General features: G+C 44.6%; 17 protein-coding genes and 1 other RNA gene. 9 read left to right on the top strand and 9 right to left on the bottom strand.

The annotated features are described in order from the left end of the window. Nucleotides 1-90: 90 nt before the first annotated feature. From nadK to bamE, 3 genes are all read left to right on the top strand, one after another. Complete coding sequence (gene nadK, locus CWO27_RS12870; RefSeq protein WP_017066747.1) at nucleotides 91-975, top strand: NAD(+) kinase; 885 nt, start codon at nucleotides 91-93, stop codon at nucleotides 973-975. A 278-nt stretch (nucleotides 976-1,253) separates the two neighbouring features. Further along, nucleotides 1,254-2,918, top strand: coding sequence for a DNA repair protein RecN (gene recN / locus CWO27_RS12875; RefSeq protein ID WP_107899052.1), 1,665 nt, complete (start codon nucleotides 1,254-1,256; stop codon nucleotides 2,916-2,918). 167 nt (nucleotides 2,919-3,085) lie between these two features. Further along, nucleotides 3,086-3,445, top strand: coding sequence for an outer membrane protein assembly factor BamE (gene bamE, locus CWO27_RS12880; RefSeq protein ID WP_009848326.1), 360 nt, complete (start codon nucleotides 3,086-3,088; stop codon nucleotides 3,443-3,445). Nucleotides 3,446-3,626: 181 nt separating this feature from the next. Here the strand turns inward: bamE and CWO27_RS12885 are convergent, their stop codons facing one another. Both CWO27_RS12885 and CWO27_RS12890 read right to left on the bottom strand, forming a co-directional pair. Next, nucleotides 3,627-3,938 (bottom strand): RnfH family protein, encoded by a 312-nt coding sequence (locus CWO27_RS12885; protein WP_009848325.1) that lies wholly within the window; start codon nucleotides 3,936-3,938, stop codon nucleotides 3,627-3,629. Nucleotides 3,939-3,941: 3 nt separating this feature from the next. Further along, entirely contained in the window at nucleotides 3,942-4,370 is a 429-nt protein-coding gene (locus tag CWO27_RS12890) for an SRPBCC family protein (RefSeq protein WP_017106599.1), read from the bottom strand. Nucleotides 4,371-4,489: 119 nt separating this feature from the next. On the opposite strand from CWO27_RS12890, the gene smpB reads away from it, so the two are divergent. Both smpB and ssrA read left to right on the top strand, forming a co-directional pair. After that, entirely contained in the window at nucleotides 4,490-4,975 is a 486-nt protein-coding gene (gene smpB / locus CWO27_RS12895; protein WP_004735156.1) for an SsrA-binding protein SmpB, read from the top strand. A 66-nt stretch (nucleotides 4,976-5,041) separates the two neighbouring features. After that, nucleotides 5,042-5,408, top strand: a transfer-messenger RNA (tmRNA) gene (gene ssrA, locus CWO27_RS12900). A gap of 209 nt (nucleotides 5,409-5,617) precedes the next feature. On the opposite strand, the gene CWO27_RS12905 is transcribed toward ssrA, so the two are convergent. From CWO27_RS12905 to CWO27_RS12920, 4 genes are all read right to left on the bottom strand, one after another. After that, nucleotides 5,618-7,498: an ATP-dependent zinc protease family protein gene (locus tag CWO27_RS12905; protein WP_107899053.1), complete on the bottom strand. Its 1,881-nt coding sequence runs from the start codon at nucleotides 7,496-7,498 to the stop codon at nucleotides 5,618-5,620. Between the two features lie 305 nt (nucleotides 7,499-7,803). Next, a complete protein-coding gene (locus CWO27_RS12910) occupies nucleotides 7,804-8,613 on the bottom strand; it encodes a M15 family metallopeptidase (RefSeq protein WP_102431896.1) in 810 nt (269 codons plus the stop codon). A gap of 81 nt (nucleotides 8,614-8,694) precedes the next feature. After that, complete coding sequence (locus tag CWO27_RS12915; protein WP_102431895.1) at nucleotides 8,695-9,423, bottom strand: DUF429 domain-containing protein; 729 nt, start codon at nucleotides 9,421-9,423, stop codon at nucleotides 8,695-8,697. Nucleotides 9,424-9,472: 49 nt separating this feature from the next. Further along, nucleotides 9,473-11,185, bottom strand: coding sequence for a class I SAM-dependent methyltransferase (locus tag CWO27_RS12920; protein ID WP_102530423.1), 1,713 nt, complete (start codon nucleotides 11,183-11,185; stop codon nucleotides 9,473-9,475). A gap of 270 nt (nucleotides 11,186-11,455) precedes the next feature. Here CWO27_RS12920 and CWO27_RS12925 point away from each other — a divergent pair, with 270 nt between their 5' ends. The 4 genes from CWO27_RS12925 (at nucleotide 11,456) to CWO27_RS12940 (ending at nucleotide 16,879) form a co-directional block, all read left to right on the top strand. Then, nucleotides 11,456-12,394, top strand: a complete 939-nt coding sequence (locus tag CWO27_RS12925) for a hypothetical protein (RefSeq protein ID WP_102530422.1) — start codon at nucleotides 11,456-11,458, stop codon at nucleotides 12,392-12,394. A 196-nt stretch (nucleotides 12,395-12,590) separates the two neighbouring features. After that, nucleotides 12,591-13,358, top strand: a complete 768-nt coding sequence (locus CWO27_RS12930) for a 1-acylglycerol-3-phosphate O-acyltransferase (protein WP_048663718.1) — start codon at nucleotides 12,591-12,593, stop codon at nucleotides 13,356-13,358. Nucleotides 13,359-13,505: 147 nt separating this feature from the next. Beyond that, nucleotides 13,506-14,876, top strand: a complete 1,371-nt coding sequence (locus CWO27_RS12935) for an MBL fold metallo-hydrolase (RefSeq protein ID WP_102530420.1) — start codon at nucleotides 13,506-13,508, stop codon at nucleotides 14,874-14,876. Nucleotides 14,877-15,331: 455 nt separating this feature from the next. Beyond that, complete coding sequence (locus CWO27_RS12940; protein WP_048658817.1) at nucleotides 15,332-16,879, top strand: alanine/glycine:cation symporter family protein; 1,548 nt, start codon at nucleotides 15,332-15,334, stop codon at nucleotides 16,877-16,879. Between the two features lie 161 nt (nucleotides 16,880-17,040). Here CWO27_RS12940 and CWO27_RS12945 read toward each other — a convergent pair whose 3' ends face one another. The 3 genes from CWO27_RS12945 to CWO27_RS12955 all read right to left on the bottom strand — a co-directional run bounded on the left by CWO27_RS12945 (nucleotide 17,041) and on the right by CWO27_RS12955 (nucleotide 21,592). Further along, entirely contained in the window at nucleotides 17,041-17,634 is a 594-nt protein-coding gene (locus CWO27_RS12945) for an acetate uptake transporter (RefSeq protein WP_017056721.1), read from the bottom strand. A 472-nt stretch (nucleotides 17,635-18,106) separates the two neighbouring features. Then, complete coding sequence (locus CWO27_RS12950; protein WP_107899054.1) at nucleotides 18,107-19,657, bottom strand: Na+/H+ antiporter NhaC family protein; 1,551 nt, start codon at nucleotides 19,655-19,657, stop codon at nucleotides 18,107-18,109. A 222-nt stretch (nucleotides 19,658-19,879) separates the two neighbouring features. Continuing rightward, nucleotides 19,880-21,592: a chitinase gene (locus tag CWO27_RS12955; RefSeq protein ID WP_107899055.1), complete on the bottom strand. Its 1,713-nt coding sequence runs from the start codon at nucleotides 21,590-21,592 to the stop codon at nucleotides 19,880-19,882. Between the last annotated feature and the right edge of the window lie 255 nt (nucleotides 21,593-21,847).

The raw sequence follows: 21,847 nt of genomic DNA on the forward strand, positions 1-21,847 counted from the left end.
ATTGATATAAAACACTCGCATAGACGTTCAACTTGCCTTTATTATGGGGATGAAGAATTTTGATTCAAGCCTAATTCGTTTGGAAACGTTATGAAAAAGCCATTTGAAGTCATCGCCATTATTGGTAAACCTCGAGATCAGCAAGCAATTCAGACTCATAGAGAGCTCTATCAGTGGTTAAGTGCTGAGGGTTATCAAGTGTTTGTTGATGACAGACTCGCCACTATTTTAGACGACATCCCAAAAGAACATTTTTCTAGCCTGATTGAATTAGGTAAACGCGCCGATCTCGCCATTGTGGTCGGTGGCGACGGAAATATGCTCGGTGCCGCTCGAATCTTGTCACGTTTCGACATTTCAGTGATTGGTGTTAACCGAGGCAACCTTGGTTTCCTAACCGATCTCAACCCTGAAAACTTCCAGAGTGCGCTTACTGATGTTCTCAAAGGCGAGTTCATGGAAGAGGAACGCTTCCTGCTTGAAACGGAAATTCACCGTCACGGCCAAATAAAAAGCCATAATGCAGCACTAAACGAAGCGGTACTTCACCCAGGTCAAGTTGCACACATGATCGAGTTTGAAGTCTATATCGACGACAGCTTCGCTTTCTCGCAGCGTTCTGATGGTTTAATCGTGTCGACGCCAACAGGTTCTACCGCCTACTCACTTTCTGGTGGCGGCCCTATCCTGTCATCAAGCCTAAATGCGATCTCACTAGTACCAATGTTCCCACACACCCTTTCAAGTCGACCACTTGTGGTGGATGGCAAGCGTCGTATCAAGCTGATCGTATCGCCTGATAACCGCGGAACTCAGGAAGTGAGCTGTGATGGTCAAATCTCGCTGCCTGTTTCCCCTGGCGATGAGATCCACATTTACCAAAGCCCAAATGTACTCAAACTGATCCATCCTAAGGACTACAATTACTACCACGTTCTACGTAACAAACTAGGCTGGTCGAGTAAGCTGTTCTAAGTAAAAGTGAATAATTTTGAAAGGCTGACGACATTCGTCAGCCTTTTTTATTGCCGATTAAAAGCCCACCATCTCGTCTTTACGCCAATCCACCACATCGTCATTCCCAAGAGGAAGGAACGACCGAGTTGGGAATCTATAGCGGTTTCAGTGGCCTACAGACAAGCTTAATTCTGAGAGCTGTCGCAAAAAATTTTCACCTGCCGACTTTACTGTATAAAGAAACAGTATATACTGAGCTTATATACAGTATTGTTCAGTTATACAGGTAAATAAAAATGCTGGCTCATTTAAGTGTTAATAATTTCGCTATTGTTAAGTCTTTACAGCTAGAACTCTCTAAAGGCATGACAACAATCACCGGTGAAACTGGTGCGGGTAAATCTATCGCTATCGATGCTTTAGGCTTGTGCCTTGGAGGAAGATCCGATGCAGGAATGGTTCGACAAGGTGAAGAAAAAACCGAAGTCAGTGCCGCTTTTTTACTTGAGAACAATCTGCATGCAACCCGCTGGTTAGAAGACAACGAATTGCTTGATGGCAGTGAGTGCATCCTGCGCAGAACCATCTCAAAAGAAGGTCGTTCTCGTGCATTCATCAACGGTAGCCCTGTCCCTCTTTCACAATTGAAATCGCTAGGGCAACTATTGATCAACATTCATGGTCAACATGCGCATCACCAGTTGATGAAAAGCGATTACCAAATGGCCATGCTTGATCAATACGCAGGCCACTTGAACCTATTGAAATCAACACGTAATGCTTACCAAGCGTGGCGACAAGCGGATAACCACTTAAAAGAGTTACGTGAAAATAGCCAGCAAAACCAAGCTCAAAAACAACTTCTTGAATACCAAATCAAAGAGTTAAATGAGCTGTCTATTGGGGAGGAAGAATATGAAGACCTCGAACAAGAGCATAAGCGCCTCTCCAATAGCGGAGAACTGGCCACAACCTGTCAGCAAGCTATCGAGCTTATTTATGAAGGCGAAGAAGTTAATGCGCTTGGTATTCTGCAATCGGCCAATAACTCCTTAATTCAGTTAGCTGAGCTCGATGAAAGATTGGCCGAGTTACCGAACTTGCTTTCTGAAGCCATTATTCAGATTGAAGAAACCAACAACGAGTTAAGAACATACCTAGACAGCATTGATGTTGATCCCGGTCGTATGGCTTACGTTGAAGAACGCTTCTCAAAAGTGATGTCAATGTCTCGTAAACACCACGTGTTGCCAGAAGAGCTATATAAGCACCATCAAGATTTATTAGAACAAGTTGAAGCACTTGATTGCTCAGATGAAAAGTTGGAAGAATTAGCCAGCGAGGTAGAAAACCAATACCAATCGTTCGTGGCTAAATCAGAGAAGCTTCATAAATCTAGAACTCGTTACGCAAAAGAGCTCAACAAGCTGATCACGCAAAGCATGCACGAACTGAGCATGGAAAAAGCGCAGTTTGCCATTGAAGTGAACAACACCAACACACACCCTTCTCCATTGGGTATGGATAACGTGACCTTCATTGTTTCGACCAACCCAGGCCAGCCAATGCAGCCGATTGCGAAAGTGGCCTCTGGTGGTGAGTTATCACGAATCTCACTAGCGATTCAAGTAATCACAGCGCAAAAAGTGGATACACCAAGCCTGATTTTCGATGAAGTCGATGTGGGTATCAGTGGACCAACCGCTGCGGTTGTCGGAAAAATGCTTCGCAAGCTGGGCGAATCTACACAGGTGATGTGTGTGACTCACTTACCTCAAGTGGCAGGTTGCGGTCACCAACAGCTGTTTGTAGCGAAAAACACGAAATCGGGCAAAACAGAGACTCAAATGCACACGCTTGATGAGCAACAACGTGTTTCAGAGCTTGCTCGACTGCTTGGTGGCAGCCAAATTACCGAATCGACGCTTGCCAACGCAAAAGAGCTATTAATCGCAGCTTAGGTTACATATTCAGCAACTTTCTGATAATTTACCGAAAATTCTTGGCAATTTTGCAACTTAATTCAAAATTGCCAGTCATAACAAGCTCAAAGCGCAAGGAGCTTTTTACTTCTTGCTGGAGCTTGTTTATTATCAGGCAGTATTTTAGCGAAGAAAGATCTCAAACTATGCGAATTAAAAAGTGGTTAGTTGCAGTTCCACTTGCACTAACAATGTTGACCGGTTGCTCTCTATTAGAGAAGTTGGTTTATCGAATTGACATCAATCAGGGTAACTATGTTGAACAAGAAGCTGTCGACCAGCTCAAGTTTGGCATGACAAAAACACAAGTTCGTTACGTTATGGGCTCACCTATGCTTATCGAAAATGGCTACCCAGATACGTGGTACTACATTTACCACCATCAGAAAGGTCACAACGACCCTATTCAGAAAAACCTTGTCGTAAACTTTGATGCTACGGGCACTCTAGTAACGATCAATGGTGATTTTGAAGCCAGTGATGAGTTCTTCGAAAGCCTTCGCTAGCTTTCCAGTCAACAAAACTCTCAGCCGATAAAGCTATCAGTCGACAAAGCAAGAATCGCAAAAGCCTGCTCATATGAGCAGGCTTTTTAACATCTGCTAACAAATTAGCTGCTGTGTCTAACTAACAGGCACAAAAAAGCTCGCAGATGCGAGCTCTCTTCTAACTTAAATTTGTTTAGCATTACGATTTAGCTGCGGCCGCTTTTGCTTGTTCAGCACGCTTGCGACGAATCTCTTTTGGATCTGCCAATAGCGCACGGTAGATTTCGATACGGTCTTTATCACGAACCGTCGCATCAAGCTTCACGTTACGGCTGAATACACCAACCTTATTTTTCGCTAAGTCGATCTCTGGATACAATTCCAAAACACCAGACTGCGCAATGATCTCTTCAACGGTCGCGTGCTTGTTCACTACCAAAGTAAACACACGCTGTTCATGCGGAAGTGCAAACACAACCTCTACGTGGATCATATCCGATTCAATAGTCATGGCTTAGTAAACCTGTTTCGCGCGTTGAGTAAAAGCACTGACCATATTGCTCGTCAGCTCATTGAAAATCTTACCAAATGCCATTTCAATCATTCGGCTAGAGAACTCAAACTCTAGCTTAAGTTCAACCTTACAAGCTTGCTCGTCGAGCGGAGTAAAGTACCAACCACCCTGCAGCTTTTTGAACGGGCCGTCCACCAGCTCCATCAAAATCTCAGCACCATCCGCTAAACGGTTCGATGTGGTAAATGTTTTGCTGATACCAGCTTTAGAGACATCAACCGAAGCCACCATAGTTGAATCTGAAGATTCGATCACACGTGAACCAGAACACCCTGGCAAAAACTCATGATAACGAGCAACATCATTGACCAAGCTGAACATCTGGTCGGCACTAAACGACACTAATGCTGAACGAGTAACCTTTGGCATATAGACTCCTGTTAAAGACAGCGTTACATTAACACAAACTGCAATTTTAATTGTATTGGGCCAGAGCGCAAATAAAAAGGATTCCCCAACTAGGGCGCAATCCGTATAATGAGGCCATTATGGCAAAGAATAAATCAAAATCAAAAGCCGGTAGTAATACCATTGCGCTTAACAAGAAAGCTCGCCACGAATATTTCATCGATGATGAGATAGAAGCGGGGCTTGAGCTACAAGGCTGGGAAGTAAAATCCCTACGTGAAGGCAAAACCAATATCGCAGAAAGCTACGTTTACATCCGAGATGGCGAAGCATTCATCAGTGGTATGACGATTACTCCGCTAACTCAAGCGAGTACTCATATCGTGGCGAACCCAACACGTATTCGTAAACTCCTTATGTCGAGAAAAGAACTCGACAACCTTATCGGTCGTATTAACCGTGAAGGCATGACACTTGTCGCAACCGCACTTTACTGGTCTCGCTCTTGGGCGAAGATTAAAGTTGGCGTTGCGAAAGGTAAAAAGCTGCACGATAAACGTACTGATATGAAAGAAAAAGATTGGGCGAGAGATAAAGCACGAATTATGAAGAGTAATTTGCGTTAATTTTAAGCACTTAAACGCACAGTGCTAGACAGGGTAAGCTTTTCTGGTACTATGCAAATAACACTTGGGGCTGATTTAGGATTCGACAGGAATTTTGAAGTCTGAGGTGCATGCCGTGGGGCGGTTGGCCACGTTAAAAGCCGCAAAAAAATAGTCGCAAACGACGAAAACTACGCACTAGCAGCTTAATAACCTGCTCAGAGCTCTCTTACCCTAGCTTCCGCTCGTAAGACGGGGACCAATAAGAGATCAAACCCAAACTAGCTAGCGTGGCTTCTCCCACCTGAGAGGAAAAGCGCGAATTATAATTCAGGTTAGCCTTTAACTAGCGTGTCGGTTCGCAGGTTGCTGGTGAAATTAAAGATCGACTAAGCATGTAGTACCAATGATGAATGATTTTTGGACGCGGGTTCAACTCCCGCCAGCTCCACCAAACGTTTGGAAAGGGCCAACTCGAAAGAGTTGGCCCTTTTTGTTTGTCTAAAGGTTGAGTAGTAGTAGATAAATTTCTAAATAACAAAGGTTTAGAACTCAAACCATTAACGTCAAAAACAGACACCTAATAAAAAAGCCACACATCCCGTTGCTGAAATGTGTGGCTGTTTGGAACGGTTCTATTATGAATAGAAGCAGGTTTAGGTGTTACTCCATATCACCCAGCACATAATCTTCATCGCTACTCACAACCGCGCCGTGTTTCAGGAAGTTCTTACCTAGGATCATGCTGTATTCAAAGCGAGAGCGGTCTTGAAGATTTACCCTCACTTCTTTCTCTAGGTCTCCAAGCTTAACCTTCATTTCTACGACAGGGCGAATGTTCACCTTTTCGCCTTTCTTGGCTTTAATACGCATTACATCAATCACGGGCTTGGTAAAGTCTTGCTTATCGCCTTGGTTGTTTTGATAAGTAAAGCTCACCATGTCTTGACCATCTTTCTTAAATCGTTTGATGTTGACTGCGTTCATTGAGCTCACATCCGCGCCAGTGTCGAGCTTGGCCGGGAACTTCATGCCGTTCACTTCAACGACTTCGATGTGCCCTACTTTAAACAGCGGCTCAGCTTTCAAAAGGTAGTCAGAGCGAGTGTTCACATACACACCGTCTTTTGCCATCTTCTTGCCTAAAATAAAGTACGCTTCTTTCTCATTCGTATTGAGCACATCGATGGCAAACTCTTGCGTACGAACGTTTCCAGACACCGCAAACTCACCACTGACAACCGGACGAGTATCATCACCGACTTTAAGCTTCTTAATAATTGGCTTGGTCACCTTCTGCTTCTCACCATTTACATCCGTAAGATAAAATTCAACGGAAGCATCTTTGCCTTTACCTGTCATTTCAAAACTGTCGACCTTCAACAGAGGCGTGTTGACAGTGAAAGAGGCAACGGCCTTGAGTGGGAAGTCATCAAGGGTGATGTCCTCTTCTGGAGAAATAACCAAAGGTTCACTCTTTTTAGCAACATCACTAAAGCTCTCTGAACCTTCAGAAAGAATATTTTCTGCATTGGTGTCAATCATGAAAAGTTCACTGGCAGTGCTGGTACCAAATCTCAACTGCGACTCACTACTCGAGCGCTCACGTAGGTACACCAGAACGTCTTTGGTTGTGTTTTCATCGAGTTGAACCGGCACATACACCAAAGGCCTTTTCTTACCACTTACGCTTAACATACGAACTAATGGCAGTGTCATCTCTTTCTGCTTGCCATCGTTGTCGAACATATCAAACGTCACTTCACTGTTCTTCTTATCTACATCGATGTCTTTTGCATGCAAAATGCTGTAGCGGTTCTTTAAAGAGAAGGTCGCATTCATCGCCATTCCCGAGATAGAAACCACCTCTTTACGGCCAACCACCGTTGCGTTCTCTTGCTCTTGTAAGTAGTCGTAGCCCGCAAACACTAAAGCGTTATCTGCAAGGAAGGTTTTGCCGATCAATACTGGCGCAGAGAAGTGACTTCTGTCGGTCAGGTTAACGTCTGTTTTTAGCTCTTGGTCTGCAATGGTAAGCGACATTTTTACGGTAGGACGAAGTAAAGGCGTGCTGCTAGTGCGGCTGCGTATCATGCTGACACGCTCTAAAGGCGCTTCGATTAATACCATGTCTCCCGTGCGTGGGTTTTGGACCTTAAAAGACACCACAGCTTCATATTTCGCAAAGGTGCTGCCATCCCAATCATCGTAATCAACATCAGAATTGTTCAACAGGTCTTCGGTTAACGCCGCCATCAACTCTTTGTCTTTGAGGTTTTGGTAATCGGGATTAGAGCTCTTCACATGAATGTCTTCAGCATGCATAGAAGTGGTTTCTGCACCGGTATCAATTTTACCAATGAAAGGAACGTCTTTTAGCCCTTGAACGCTAGATAGGTACACGTTCTCAGTACGGCCTAATACCGACTTACCATCGAGTTCGTAAGTAGGATTTTGAGTGGTGTGTGAAGTATCAGTAGCCAAAGTGTATTGTGAAAAAAGTAGAGTGCTTAAAAGAGTTAGAGCCAAAGGTATCTTTTTCATTAGTTGGTCCGTTGTGATCAGTTCACTAATAATACTGGCGTTTCAGCGAAGAGTTCCCCCACCAGTAATGGTTCTCACAAAACGTTAACGCTATGAGTTTTTCAATGACAAACCGATGACTTTGCGCTGCATTCGCTTATCGATTATTGACTAATGGATACCCAATAACCTTTTCAATGCTCGGTGTTCTATTGGAGAAATGAATACAAAAAAGGCCAACGACAAGCGCTGACCTTAGCTATTCAAAACACACCTGAAGCGAGTTTAACTTGCTAAAACACAAACGGTTCTAGATAAACATAGCACTAAAAAGTCCCGACTGTTTTCTTTGCACAGATAGCCCGAGCTTTTTCTGCGTCCTCACCTTTATTTTTGAGATAGCACTGTCGATAAGATTCGACGTAGCGCTCAAATAACACCTTGGCTTCAGGTTGTGGTTTAGAGAGCAGTTGGTTAACAAACTTTCTTGAGCCGACCTCAAAATGCTGAGTATCGATTGGGCTATTCCAATCCCCTCCCCAGATCATAAATCCGTGATGGGCAAAAAGCTCAACCACATCTTCAGCCATGCCGCGGCGTTCTATTTCATCACGCGCACGAAAGCGAGTACGGTTCACATAACTTGTCGCAGATTGTGAAGGCTTTACCGTGATCTTTCCGTTGCTATCGAACGCTAAGAAAGGATTTTGAACTGGGTTGATGTCTATCGCCACACCATAAGCATGCTTCGACCAACCACCTCCACCTATAATAGGACGAGCATTAAACGCACTGCTGTTGTTCGCGTCCATTGAGGCGTTATCGTCACCTCTGAATTCACGCATTAGGCGAGCGGAATGAAGAGGAAAATTGCGCTGTTTGAGCTCCGAAAAAATTTGTTCAACAGCAGGTGCAACCACATCAAGCACGATCATATTGCCCTGTTGCGTTTCCCCTTTGAAATTAATGAAATCGAAATCCACTTTGGATAGTCGCTCACAACCGACAGGCGCACCACTACTCAAGACATTGTTCTTTTTCATCATGTCGCATTGCCATTGAGATATAGGGGCAACTTGGGCGTTACTCACAGCACTGAGCACAGTGGCCAGATAGCCGACAATAAAACGTTTCATATCAGAGACTCAAAAAAATAGGAGTGGAAATCAACAGGGATTGAAAAATAACACATTAAACAAAACTAAACGCACGCTTTGTTAGCGCGTTTTGTCCCAATAGACAATCTCTCGAACTCGTCCGTTCTGATCCTTATCCGCCTTTCCGCCAATATCAGAAAATTCAGGCAAGCACGACAATGTTGGAGCGTGATACGCAATCAACATCAATATGAATGCGTCATAAATATCGTCTATCGCAACGTCTTTACGCTTGGTATTTGAAACGGCCAACGACAAGCCGTCACACCATTGAGGGGCGAGTTGCTGAATAATAGAAAGCCGTTCCTCTTTGCCTTCTTGCGTTCGTTTGGAAAACGTCAGCGGTTCACCTTTCAATGCTGCAAACACCACCTCAGGATGTGATTCCCTTATCGAAAGGCTTGAGTGAGATTCAATGAGTTCATCAAGCTCGCGAATCTTGGGCACAATTCCCCAAGTCTGTTTAGAAAACTTCTTATCAAGCTGCTCAACATTAGCACTGCACGCCGCAATGTAATCGGTTTGGTAAACCGCCTCTCGACACGGAACAGGAAACACGGAAGAGCCACGTTTGCTGGTGAGGAAACGTCTTGCTGCTTTATCGCATAATCTATCTGGAGTCAGTGAATCGCTAAAGCCAATCGGCATATCGATTAATGTTGTTGATCCCGTAAGATCATCAACCAGCTCTTCGAGGGTCTTCACCACCTTGAACTCAGGTGTTTCATTGCCAGAGACAATCCAAGCGATCCAACCCGCCTTGCAGCCATCAATTCCGATGTATTTCATCGTTTACTCTACCGTTACTCAAAGGATTAAATTAGAGGGTAAATTGCGATCAGTGCCACTCATTGATTAATAGTCGGCTTTTCACACCGCGTACCTGCAAACCCATAGCGTCAAACACCTCTTCGAAATCTCGACACTGTAATGGAATATTGGGTAAAGAAAGAGCCGCTTCCGAAAAGAACTGTTGTTCAAAATGAGCGGAATCGTTCCACGCCAATTGCCACCATTCGAGAATACGAGGCTTAGACGCACGAAGTTTTTCAGCGGTAGGAACTTTGTCACTTTTGCTTAGATTCTCTTTGCTTGTGGTGGGAAAGAGGTTCCACTTGTCGTTATTCGGCCAATAAGCAAAAGGCAGACAGTGATCAACGTGATACTCGTTTTTTAATGATTTTCCACTCCAAACACTGACAATGTCTGCCTGATCAGCTCTAAGCTGTTCAACTCTTTTGCGTACATCACGAGTATCATGGTTTCGGTCAATCCAGACTAAACAGTCGTGATAGGTCTGTAGTGATATGTTGCGCTGTCGATTTAACTCAAAACGCTGCATCTCCATCACCCATTGATTCACCACCAGCGGTTCAATCCAAGAGTGGTAAATTCTAAAGCACTCCCACAGGCTTTCATCGAGAGTGAAATAGCCAAAGCTTTCTAGGAACTCACAATCAATGACCAGCGATTCTCGGCTCTTACGTCGCTGCTGAGGTGGGAGTATCTCAAACAGCTTATTCTCTTTAGAGCCATGATAAATAAAGGTCACTGGACCCGATTTAATAGTACTGATCGTTTGTGAAAACAGCTTCTGCAATGCTTTGGCTTCCTCGCCTAAAAACATAGTACCAATAGCTAGATCATCGGCACTAAGATGCTTTAGTTTGTTCCAACCATCCGTTTTTACAAATCCGAGGCCTTTACTCGTGTTGCTATTTTGCTGAATCCCAGCGCCTTCTATATCGATATCAATCAAGCGCTTAAACTGCCTAACCCAATACAGAGCGACCAAGCCCAATGGTAGAGAAATTTTCCCATCAGTTCGATCAATCACAGCGCCTGAATGAGCATCCGCAATTCGCAGTAATGTTCTCAACAAAGCCAACTTGTATGTGGCCGACTTGTTGTCATTCACAATAATGTGGCGCACCTTGTTCAAGTCACCGGAGCCATCGTCTGGCAATGTCATCACCACGGTTTGCCACCACACTTCATTGCGGTTCAACCTATCTTGGCTATCATCAACATGACGAACCAACAAGGCGCTGTTTTTTGATAAACGCTCGAGCTCTTCAACTGAGACTTCATAGCCTTGTCGACTGTCTTGAAACTCCCCATGACGCAGAGTGATCACCAGCTTGCCATTTGGAGCTAGCAAGTTAGACAATTTTCTAAATGCACGCTCTCGATGAGACGGAGCGAGATGCATCCAAACCGCACTCACCAATATCAACTCAAAACGCATTCCGAGGTTTTCAGTGCGGCTAAGCGAGGGGAGTGAATCATCAATCCAGGTAACACTTGGGCCTGTATATTTCGAGCCTTGTTCGCGTAATGAAGCACTTGGTTCTATCGCAATAACATCAGCTCCGGCTTTGTGCATCCATAGCGCATCACGACCGCTCCCTGCACCGATATCTAGTACTTTATCGCCCTCTAAAGGCCAGTAAGCTTGCCAGCTTTTATGTACCGTCTCGAACGTAACTGAGTTGTACTGCTGGCAAAGTGTGTGAGCATTTTTATCGTAAAATGGAATCGATGAGGACATATGCGTTATTGGAGTAAGGAGTCTATCTCAATAGTAATGGGGAGCTTGGGCGATTGCTAGCAGCTCATGTAAGTTCAGCCACACCAATCAACATTTATCGTTAGTGACTGTTTTATATCAATATCTACCTAATGAGCTCATCAGGCGAGTCACATCATGAATCAGTTTCGTCAGCAAAACAAAAACAAACAAGGTGCAAGCTGACGTGCGAACAGAGATAATTGTTTGAAGATGATTAACTCGCCTAAAGCACCTAGCCGATAAAGACTAATGAACACATACTCACACATAGATACCCCATTCAACCTGCGCCACACCTGTTGGTTTTGTGGTGAACCTTCCAGTAACCTTGTTGAATTCCCTAAGACAGCGCAGGCTGTTGCCAAGATTGGCCATTCACCGATAGCACTGCCGGCTTGTAATGAGTGTGCGAGAATTAACTATTCAAAGAATCTGACCTCAATTTGGTCTGTGCGCGATCAGATAAAACACACTCTGATAGACAAGTACGCTAAGCACCTTGGCATCGGTGAGAACTGGACAGAGCAAGAACTTATTGATTCTGATTTCTCGGGCTCGACACTTGGCGGGTTTGGGCGCAGCGCGTGGAAAATGTATCAAATCGCCAAGCAACGCGTCGATTATAAAGGCTGGCCTTTGTCGGTTGATGACATCCCACTTGAGGTATACGACGAAACCAGTGGCTTTGAGTTTGACGGTACTCGTTATGCCTCAATCAATTCGTGTATAGACTATTTCACCAAGGCTGCAAGCGTAGACAAAGAGCTGTTGTCGCAGCTTGTCGACATCGTTTCATCAGACCGATTTAGCTACGCACTGCGAATCGCTAAGCTGAACAAAAGTGTCTCTAATACCAAGCGCTCGGAGATCGTCGAAGAGGTACTACAACAAGAGTCTGAACAAGAAGAGATACTGCTTGAGCAAGCTAATTCAATGTTTAACCCAAACGTCGAAGAGGTGAATATTTCAGGCTCAGTTGCGCCTGTATTTGCCATTCAATGGGCGTTAGCTAACAAGGTTGAAGATTTGGCCCACCTATGTGCGCTCGAAGATGAGTATTTCGACTATTTCGAACACCTCGGCGGCCCTGCAGCTTTCATGTCTTATAACGGCCTACAACTCTACTTGGAATCGCGTCAAGATCCTGAATGGGTAGAAAAATCGGATCCAAATAAACAGTATTGGTGATCATGAGCCATTACTGGTGAACACGTGTAAGCTCGATAAGTGTGTCAAATGCCCATTGTTAGTCCTTGTTTTATATAAAGATCTAAAAATAGCCCCCTAACACAGTTAATTGTTGCAATTCGGTTAAATAGAGTGAAAACTTCAAGCATCTAAAACTATTTAATCACTGCCATCTGTGGTGAGTAAGGAGTGAATTGTGCTTGCTGTTCTTCGTATTATTTTGGCTACGGTGTTTATTATTCTCACCACTCTATGTGCTTTTGTTTACTGCTTGTTTAGCCCCAAGAACCCCAAGCATGTGTACGTTTTCTGTCGTTGGTTCAACCAACTCCAAAAGATCATCGGTGTAAAACTGGTGCAGCGCGGCCTCGACAATGCCCCGACACCAGAAAACAGCGTCTACATCTCTAACCACCAAAGCATATTGGACTTTGTGACCGACCCAGGAATGCTAAGACCACGCACTGTTTCATTGGGCAAACGCGATTTGTTGTACGTGCCTTTCTTTGGTCTGCTGTATTGGATCACCGGTAACATCATGATTAACCGTGAAGACAAGTCCAAAGCACGCGATACCATCAAACAAGTGGCGGAAGCGATTCATCAGAGAGATCTATCTGTTTGGGTTTACCCTGAAGGAACCCGTAGTAAAGGACGTGGATTACTGCCATTCAAAACAGGCGCTTTCCGAATGGCGATTGAAGCTGGTGTGCCTATCACCCCGATGTGTACCAGCACCACACACAATAAGATCGACTTAAATCGATTAAACAACGGTATTGCGATTACCGAGATGCTGGAACCTATCGATGTGTCTGGATACAAGCTCAGCGATGCAAGGGAGCTGGCCAATCGCTGTCACGCACTCATGGCAGAGAAAATAGCAGAGCTTGATGCCGAAGTAGCTCGTTTAGAGGCGCAGCAAAACCCAGAGTTGGATTCAGACCGCTCTTCTACGAACTAACTCACAACGAACCCACTGAGTTATCGCTCAATTACTTAAAAAGATACTCAACGATCGCAACTCTCATTGTTCTTGTTTTACTTACTGGCGCTTATCCGCAAAATAAAAACAGGCGTTAACGGCTTTATAGAGCAATGGGAGTAAACGATGGAAGTGATTCACCATGGCGGCAAACATACTGTCACAGGATCTTGTCACGAATTAAGAGATTCAGGCCAAGCGGTGCTCATCGATTGTGGCCTGTTTCAAGGTTTAGATCTTCAAGGTAAAAAGCTTCAAGGTGCGGACACCCACCCTCTTGATATTGAATTTGAAACATCCCACCTCAACGCTCTGCTGCTGACTCATACTCACATTGATCATATTGGCCGATTACCTTGGTTACTCGCCAGTGGGTTTAACCAACCGATTTATTGCACGCAAGCCACCGCTGAACTCGCCCCTTTAATGATTGAGGATGGCTTAAAGCTGCAAGGACTCAGTAATAAACAGTCGAAGCTGATACTCAAAAAGATTCATTCGTTAATTGCTCCCAAGCCTTACGGGGAATGGTTTCCAATCACGTCTAAACAGCAAAAAAACGGAAAGGATCATCATAGGCCAAATACTTTGCATGCCCGCTTTCAACCCGCTGGGCACATCTTAGGTTCTGCCTATATCGAGATTAAATTACCCAACCAAGAGGTGGTAGTCTTCTCTGGCGATTTGGGCCCAAGTAACACACCACTACTGCCCGATCCTAAGCCACCACAACAAGCCGACTATCTGTTTATCGAATCCACTTATGGCACCAGTACACATGATGATATTGCGACACGAGCAGAGCGCCTCAAAAGCATCATAGATCGTTCGCTACTTGATGGGGGTGTCATCCTAATTCCGGCCTTCAGTATCGGTCGAACACAAGAGTTGCTATTTGATATCGAACACCTGATCTTTGAGCATCAGCTCAGCGCCGATATTCCTATCATCCTCGATTCTCCTATGGCAGAGAAAGTGACACGTTCCTATCGACGCTTTAAAGAACTCTGGGGACAAGAAGCAAAGCAACGGCTAGAACTGAAACGTCACCCGCTTGCATTTGAGCAGTGCATTACTGTTGATGGGCATAGAATGCACAAGAAAATCGTTAATCGCCTTAAGTCGACAGGTGAACCCGCGATTGTGGTCGCAGCTTCTGGAATGTGTCAGGGCGGCAGGATCATGAACTACTTATCCGCCTTGCTTCCCGATAAACGAACTGATGTAATTTTAGCTGGCTATCAAGCGCACGGAACGCTCGGACGAGAGCTGCAACAAGGCGAAATGCAGGTTTCTATTGATAACAAAGACGTTGAGGTTAATGCTCAAATTCATGGCATGTCTGGCTATTCTGCTCATGCTGATAAAGAGGATCTCTACCGATTTATAGAGGGTATCGCGACTCCACCGAAAGAGGTGCATTTGATTCACGGCGAGCCAAATACTCAGTCGGAGTTCGCTCAAGAATTACAAGAGCGAGGGTTCGTAGTTGTTTGAAACAGTCATCAAACTAACAACTTTCACTAAGTAATTCTTAAAGCCGCAATTATCGAATCTTCAAAAAACACAGTTTCTTGCATCTGCTAGATCATACGATGCAGGTGATAGATTCCAATCTACTTATCCCCCCCCCCCTATATCAGCCGTTTATGCTAGCGGCTTTACACGCTGCTTTTTTTTAATTTCGTATTTTATTCGCATCTCAAATACCCCTTTTTGTATTAATCACTATTTATTCACTTTGCAAAACACCAGAAGGCAAAACTAGTTGCATATCAAGTTAAATGAAACGATTATCGAATTAGCACTAAGCATTAACAAACCCCCTCTATAACTTGCTTTATGTCACAGTAATCCTAATGCGCAGTTAAATAATTTAACACTTGGGTTACAAGTGAAGTATTGTGTTGTTCGAAAAACAATCATAAGCAAAACTAACAGGGAAAATACTCATGCAGTCATTCGTTGATTTTTTGAATGGAATAATCTGGAGCCCAGTACTTATCTACCTATGTTTAGGTGCAGGTTTGTTCTACTCCATCATGACTCGATTTGTTCAAATCCGTCACTTCTTTGAAATGTGGCGCTTGCTACTATCAGGTAAAAGCTCATCAAAAGGCATCTCGTCTTTCCAAGCTCTAGCCGTTTCGCTATCTGGCCGTGTCGGTACCGGTAACATTGCTGGTGTTGCCGCCGCTATCGGTTTCGGTGGCCCAGGTGCAGTATTCTGGATGTGGGTTGTAGCCTTCTTTGGCGCCGCAACTGCTTACGCAGAATCTACGCTAGCGCAAATCTACAAAGAAGAAGACGAAGGCCAGTTCCGTGGTGGTCCGGCTTACTACATTGAAAAAGCAATGGGTCAGAAGTGGTACGCATGGATCTTCGCTATCGCGACTATTTTTGCATGTGGCATTTTGCTTCCAGGTGTTCAGTCAAACAGTATTGGTAATGCTGTAGAAGCTGCATTTGGCTCAGGTGATATGATTGAAACAGCTGTCGGTACATTCAGTTTCGCTAAAATTTTCACCGGTACTGTTGTTGCTATCATCCTTGCTTTCATCATCTTTGGTGGTGTTAAACGTATTGCGAACTTCACACAAATCGTTGTTCCTTTCATGGCATTGGCGTACATCATCATCGCGTTCGTTATCATTCTGCTAAACATCAGCCAAGTGCCAACTGTTTTCGCAATGATTGTTGGTGATGCATTCACACCTATGGCTGGCTTCGGTGCTGCAATTGGTTGGGGTGTTAAGCGTGGTGTTTACTCAAACGAAGCGGGTCAAGGTACAGGTCCTCACGCGGCAGCAGCTGCAAGTGTTGATCACCCAGCTCAGCAAGGTTTGGTACAAGCGTTTTCTATCTACATCGATACTCTTCTAGTATGTTCTGCTACAGCGTTCATGATCATCATCACTGGTGCTTACAACGTTCACGGCGGCGCAGAAGGTGTGTTCCTTGTTCAGAACTTAGCAGCAAACGTTGGTGCGAATGGTCCTGTATTTACACAGCTTGCTATTGAAAGTGCACTACCAGGCATTGGTAAGCCATTCATCGCATTTGCTCTGTTCTTCTTCGCATTTACAACGATTCTTGCTTACTACTACATCGCAGAAACGAATATTGCTTACCTACGTCGTACCATCAAGATCCCTGGCATGATGTTCGTACTTAAGCTTGTTCTTATCACTGCAGTTTTCTATGGCACAGTTAAAACAGCTAACCTTGCATGGGCAATGGGTGATGTTGGTGTTGGCTTGATGGCATGGTTAAACATCGTGGGTATTCTGATCATCTTCTTCATGTCTAAGCCTGCGCTTAAAGCTCTAGCTGACTATGAAGAACAGCAGAAACAAGGCGTAACTGAGTACACATTCAACCCTGTAAAACTAGGCATTAAAGGTGCAACTTACTGGGAAGAGAAGTACAAGCGTAAAACAGGCAAGTCTCCTGAAACAGAAGCTGCAGACACTAAACCTGTAGAGCAACCTTCAGCTTAAGCTTGTGCCTTAACAAATGGATTGCTTTAGCAAATAGCTCGCTTTAACTCGCGCTATTAATAACGCATAAAAAAGGGGTTAGCCATTTCGGCTAACCCCTTTTGTTTTATTCATAACCAATAAACGGCTTATAACAAACTAACTGTTCCCGAGTTAGAGTATTAAGCAGCGATTTCTTGTGTTGCCAGTTGAGGTGCTTTCTTCTCACCGATAGGCAGAACTGTGCGGCCGTATTCGTTGTTGATTACTTGTGCCATTGCAAAGTAGATAGCTGAAGCGCCACAGAAGATACCTTCAAAACCAGCGATAGTGCCGATCAGTTCGCTACCAGTGAAATCACGAGCTGCAAGTAGGAAGAACAAGATAGTTAGTGAACCGAATACTACTTGCTTCGCTACTGGGTAGCATAGAGAACCGATGAACATGAAGCCAGTGAAGATGCCCCATAGAAGTAGGTACCAACCCATGAATGCAGCAGGGCTTGCTGGTAGGCCCATGTAAGGCATTACGATTAAACCAACCAAAGACAACCAGAATAGGCCGTAAGAAGTAAACGCAGTTGTACCGAACGTGTCACCACGTTTGAAACACATTGTGCCCACGATAACTTGGCTCAAACCACCGTAAAAAATACCCATAGCAAGAATCATTGAATCGATTGGAAAGAAACCTGCGTTGTGGATATTAAGAAGAATAGTGGTCATACCGAAACCCATTAAGCCTAGTGGCGCTGGGTTAGCTAGTTTGGTCGACATTGCGAATTTACCTTATTAAAGTGGTTGATTAAAAAAAATCGATAGAATTTGTAAGAAAATTTTAATCTATAAACCGCTCAACTAGGTAATCCAGTTATCGAAAACTAAGATTGTGTAAATGATCTTATGGAAGATTAGTTTCATAACGACACAAATCAATTCACAGAAACTATAAGTAAACAAATTCCCTATCGCGCTATAAAAAAGATGCGAGTAACGAGATGTGAGATTCGAAAAGAGTCTTTAGATTCAAGTAAGCGGGATACGAAGAGCGTGTTGAGATTGAAGTTAGTAATATGCATATGAAAAAGTTGCGGGTAACGAGATGCGGGATGCGAAAAGAGTCTTCAGATTTGAGTAAGCGAGAACCCTTAGCATCAAACTTAGACAATAGAGAGCTAGCTTTTCGTTACTCGATTACTCGCATCCCGTATCTGTCCATTAAATCTCGTCTCTACTTAGACATATTAAATTACGCTTGTTGTTGTTTAGACTCTGACACTTGAGATTGAACGTCTGAAGAAGCGTTTTTACTCGCATCGCATTTAGCTAACAGAGTCACAAGGATAAGCTGAGCAACAAGAGCGCCCAACACAACCAATGCACTTCCCGTAAAGCCAGCCACGATAAAGCTCACTAAAGCGATAGAACCGTTCATCAATGCATAAGGCAGTTGTGTCTTAAAGTGCTCAAACTGGTCACACCCGGCACCTGTTGAAGAAAGAATCGTGGTTTCAGAGATCGGTGAGCAGTGATCACCAAACAAGCCACCCGATAACACGGCACCAATTGCGACGAGTAGCGGAGCATCTATTGCAATCGCGGTTGGAATAACCAATGGCATCATTATCGCGAAGGTTCCCCAAGAAGAGCCCGTAGCGAATGAGATGATAGCCGACAGCAAGAAAGCGACCGCTGGTACTAACCAGTATGGAAAGCCACTCTGTGCTTGTTCAGCAATATAAGCCGCTGCTCCTAACTCTTTACCGACAGTACTTAACGCCCAAGCCAGTACCAAGATTATTGCCATTGGCATCATGTTTCCCATGCCTTTTAGGTACACAGAAACGCCATCCGACAGTTTTCTCACGCCGTAGTAAGCCATCAGCGAGATCAAGGTAATCGCGGCAAAGAAATAAGCCGAAGATAATGCTGCTCTGAATGATGAGCCTGCGACCTTTTGGAATGGGAAGCCTTGTGGAACCAACATGGCGCACAACACCACCAACATCACTAACAATGGTGCCCAGACAAAAGAAGCCTTTGCATTTTTATGCGAGAACGCATTGAGTGATTCGTTATTCACGCCAGAGTTAATCCCCGCTTGGCAATCACGCTCGGCTTTTGCCATTGGTCCAAAGTCTAAACCTTTAACGGACACGAGCGGAACGATGAAAATCGCGAGAAATGCGTAGAACTGGAAAGGAATCGCACCGATGAAGGCATCCCAGTCAGACATGTTGACATTCAAAGCCGTAAACTCTTTTTGAATCAGACTCATGATGTAAACACCCCAGCCGATAAAAGGGATAAGGATTGCGACTGGTGATGACGTAGAATCGATGATGAATGCTAGCTTCTGTCTTGAAAGTTTTAGTTTATCGAAAAGAGGACGAAAAACAGGGCCAACAATTAGCGGAGTACCTAAGTCTGAGAAAAATATAACGATTCCACCCAGCCATGCTGACAATTGAGCTTGGCATTTATTGCTTACCCACTGAGTCACTCGCTTTGCAAAAGCGACGCCGCCACCAGACTTTTCCATCAAAGAGACAAAACCACCGATGAACACCAACAGCATAATCACACCTGCGTTGTAGCTATCCGTAAGCTGTGGTACTAGGTAGCCTTTGACCATGGTTCCAAAGGTATCAAGAGGATTTAGTTCACTAAACATTCCGGTGAGCATAGCTACACCACTGAGTACGCCAGCAAAAAGGCCAATCACTACATTCCTTGTCGCCAACGACAACACCAAAGTAATCACAATGGGGATGAGTGACGTGATGTCTGTCTGTTCCATAGGTAAACCTTAACCCTAAAATAAAGAATAAGTATAACTTAAAAGTGAATATAAATTCACACTCAGCATTTGTACAGGACTTTATTCTCTAAATGGAAAATTAACATTCAGCTAAGAAGTTTTGCGTTAGATAATCGAGGAACGCAGAGCAGAAACGCAAAAGCCGAAAGCAATCACTTTCGGCTTTGATTCGTCAGTTGAGGTACTTAATTAGCTGAGTAATTATTGACAGCTGATTTCATCCCAGAACCAATTCGATTGAACTGGGCTTTCCCAGACGCCAGGGCCGTTTTTAGCCACGAAGCACTTACCGTTATGCGTCACTTTATCGCCATTACTCACTTGGCTAACCCCCGCTTGCCACGTAATAAATTCAGATGGATCGACAACCACTGGCGGCTCTGCCACAGGTGGTTCAACGGGTGTAGGATCTACCGGAGCAGGATCGACAGGCACAGGATCAACGGGAGCTGGATCAGTAACAACCGGCGGTGTTGGCTCTCCAGCAACCAATTTCCAAGGGCCACCATTGGCAGGGTCATCCCCTTGTGTCCACCATTTCGCTTCATAGGTTGCGCCGTTGTGAGTCACTTGGTCGCCCGCATTGTAAACCTTAGTCGCACTCCAACCATTACCACCGGGATCAGTACCTGGGTCTACCGGATCAAGCTTATCGACCACTTTCACTTCCGGCCAGCTTGCATGAGAGCCATAGAAATTGGTCACACACTTCTCGTAATCGCCCGCCACCAGCGCGGAATAAGCAGTTTGGAAACCAACCAACTCGCACTCAAATGAATACCCTTCTGGGCGATCTGCGTAGTATTTCCAGTTGCCATCCCAGTTGGTGTACAACACATCAGTCGCGCCGTTGAGGTTCAAGCTTCCGTAAGGTGTTTGCTGCCAACAGGTATTCGCTTCATCCGCTTCTACAGGAATTTCATAGTGAGCCGCTAACCCTTCCCAGTAACGAATTCGGTTAACTGGTTGGCCCTTGTCTTTATTCTGTTCACCACACTCAATACCACCGTTGATCACGTTGATTGTGGTACCGAACCCATAACCAATACCTGCATCCAATTCGCGTTGAGAAGGTGTCCAAGTGCGGTCAATCACATGCAGCATGGCAGGCTTAGGTGCTTGTGGTGTTAAGAAAAACCAGATAGCTGACGCTAAGTTCAACCAAGAGTCCGCTACCAAGCCCGGATTGTTGAGAAGCACCGTCGCGTCACCATCAAACATCACCTCAGAGAAGGCACCGTAGTTAAAGTGGTAAGAAAGCTGTTTAGCACCACGACCGAAGTAGCCCTGCCCCGCGGCACATGGCCAACGTGCATTTTGCCAATCGTTCTGACCACAACCCGTGGTGTAACCTTCTTGCCCTTCAGACCACCCCATTTCACGAACATGCACCAGCGCTTGCTGCCACTCTTCTAGAGCTAATGGGTTATCTGAGGTGTTGTCTATCGCGATGTGACCGCCCGTCTCTTGAGAGAAGTGAGCAAAAGCGGTGATGATGGATTTCTTACAGATAGCATCAGAATCACGGCCATCAGTGTACTCTCCACAGAACGCAGGGAATTTACCAATCGCACGTAAGAAACGAGTGTAAGTGTATTCTGGTGCAGCCATCTGAGTAAGAAAATCCCATTCAGATTGAGGGAATACACGCTCAACCCGCTTTACGTTTTCAGGGTTGGAAGATAAACCGGGTTCAATCGCCTCAACGATGGTGTTCGAACGAGTTTGTAGAGCCTGTGACCAGATCGCATACATAGGGTCCGACGTTTTTGCTTGTTCAGCAGCTTGTAATGCCGACTTTTCAACAAGGTAACCATTCGGGTTTTGCGGATCAGGTTGAATGTTCAAAGACGCATGACTTTGCGCTGCCAAGGTGCAGCCCAGTACTGTCGCCAAATATTTGATTTTTAACATGATGGATTCTCTTATCTGTCCTTAATAAGTCCATCAAAGAGTATGCGGCGCGTGAGAAATGGCCTAGCTGTTGCTATATGAATTTATAAAAAGTGCGAGTGATATTTTTGATATATAGCTCAACACAACAAAGCGTCTCATAGTTTCTTGAGCTGATATCTAGTTTCCAACTCATTTGGTTTCTAGGCATTGTTCATTTGATTTCTAGGTATGGCTCATAAGCCTTTAATGCTATGAATCAATATAATGAATCGA

The organism is Vibrio sp. 10N.286.51.C3 (assembly GCF_003050065.1).
Lineage (GTDB): Bacteria > Pseudomonadota > Gammaproteobacteria > Enterobacterales > Vibrionaceae > Vibrio > Vibrio crassostreae.

Excerpts from the sequence above, each read along its gene's own strand:
- CWO27_RS12915 (WP_102431895.1), bottom strand. The coding sequence starts at position 9,423 with ATGAAATACATCGGAATTGATGGCTGCAAGGCGGGTTGGATCGCTTGG.
- recN (WP_107899052.1), top strand. The coding sequence starts at position 1,254 with ATGCTGGCTCATTTAAGTGTTAATAATTTCGCTATTGTTAAGTCTTTA.
- CWO27_RS12890 (WP_017106599.1), bottom strand. The coding sequence starts at position 4,370 with ATGCCAAAGGTTACTCGTTCAGCATTAGTGTCGTTTAGTGCCGACCAG.
- CWO27_RS12955 (WP_107899055.1), bottom strand. The coding sequence starts at position 21,592 with ATGTTAAAAATCAAATATTTGGCGACAGTACTGGGCTGCACCTTGGCA.
- CWO27_RS12905 (WP_107899053.1), bottom strand. The coding sequence starts at position 7,498 with ATGAAAAAGATACCTTTGGCTCTAACTCTTTTAAGCACTCTACTTTTT.
- CWO27_RS12940 (WP_048658817.1), top strand. The coding sequence starts at position 15,332 with ATGCAGTCATTCGTTGATTTTTTGAATGGAATAATCTGGAGCCCAGTA.
- bamE (WP_009848326.1), top strand. The coding sequence starts at position 3,086 with ATGCGAATTAAAAAGTGGTTAGTTGCAGTTCCACTTGCACTAACAATG.
- CWO27_RS12935 (WP_102530420.1), top strand. The coding sequence starts at position 13,506 with ATGGAAGTGATTCACCATGGCGGCAAACATACTGTCACAGGATCTTGT.
- nadK (WP_017066747.1), top strand. The coding sequence starts at position 91 with ATGAAAAAGCCATTTGAAGTCATCGCCATTATTGGTAAACCTCGAGAT.
- CWO27_RS12945 (WP_017056721.1), bottom strand. The coding sequence starts at position 17,634 with ATGTCGACCAAACTAGCTAACCCAGCGCCACTAGGCTTAATGGGTTTC.
- CWO27_RS12925 (WP_102530422.1), top strand. The coding sequence starts at position 11,456 with ATGAACACATACTCACACATAGATACCCCATTCAACCTGCGCCACACC.
- smpB (WP_004735156.1), top strand. The coding sequence starts at position 4,490 with ATGGCAAAGAATAAATCAAAATCAAAAGCCGGTAGTAATACCATTGCG.
- CWO27_RS12920 (WP_102530423.1), bottom strand. The coding sequence starts at position 11,185 with ATGTCCTCATCGATTCCATTTTACGATAAAAATGCTCACACACTTTGC.
- CWO27_RS12910 (WP_102431896.1), bottom strand. The coding sequence starts at position 8,613 with ATGAAACGTTTTATTGTCGGCTATCTGGCCACTGTGCTCAGTGCTGTG.
- CWO27_RS12950 (WP_107899054.1), bottom strand. The coding sequence starts at position 19,657 with ATGGAACAGACAGACATCACGTCACTCATCCCCATTGTGATTACTTTG.
- CWO27_RS12885 (WP_009848325.1), bottom strand. The coding sequence starts at position 3,938 with ATGACTATTGAATCGGATATGATCCACGTAGAGGTTGTGTTTGCACTT.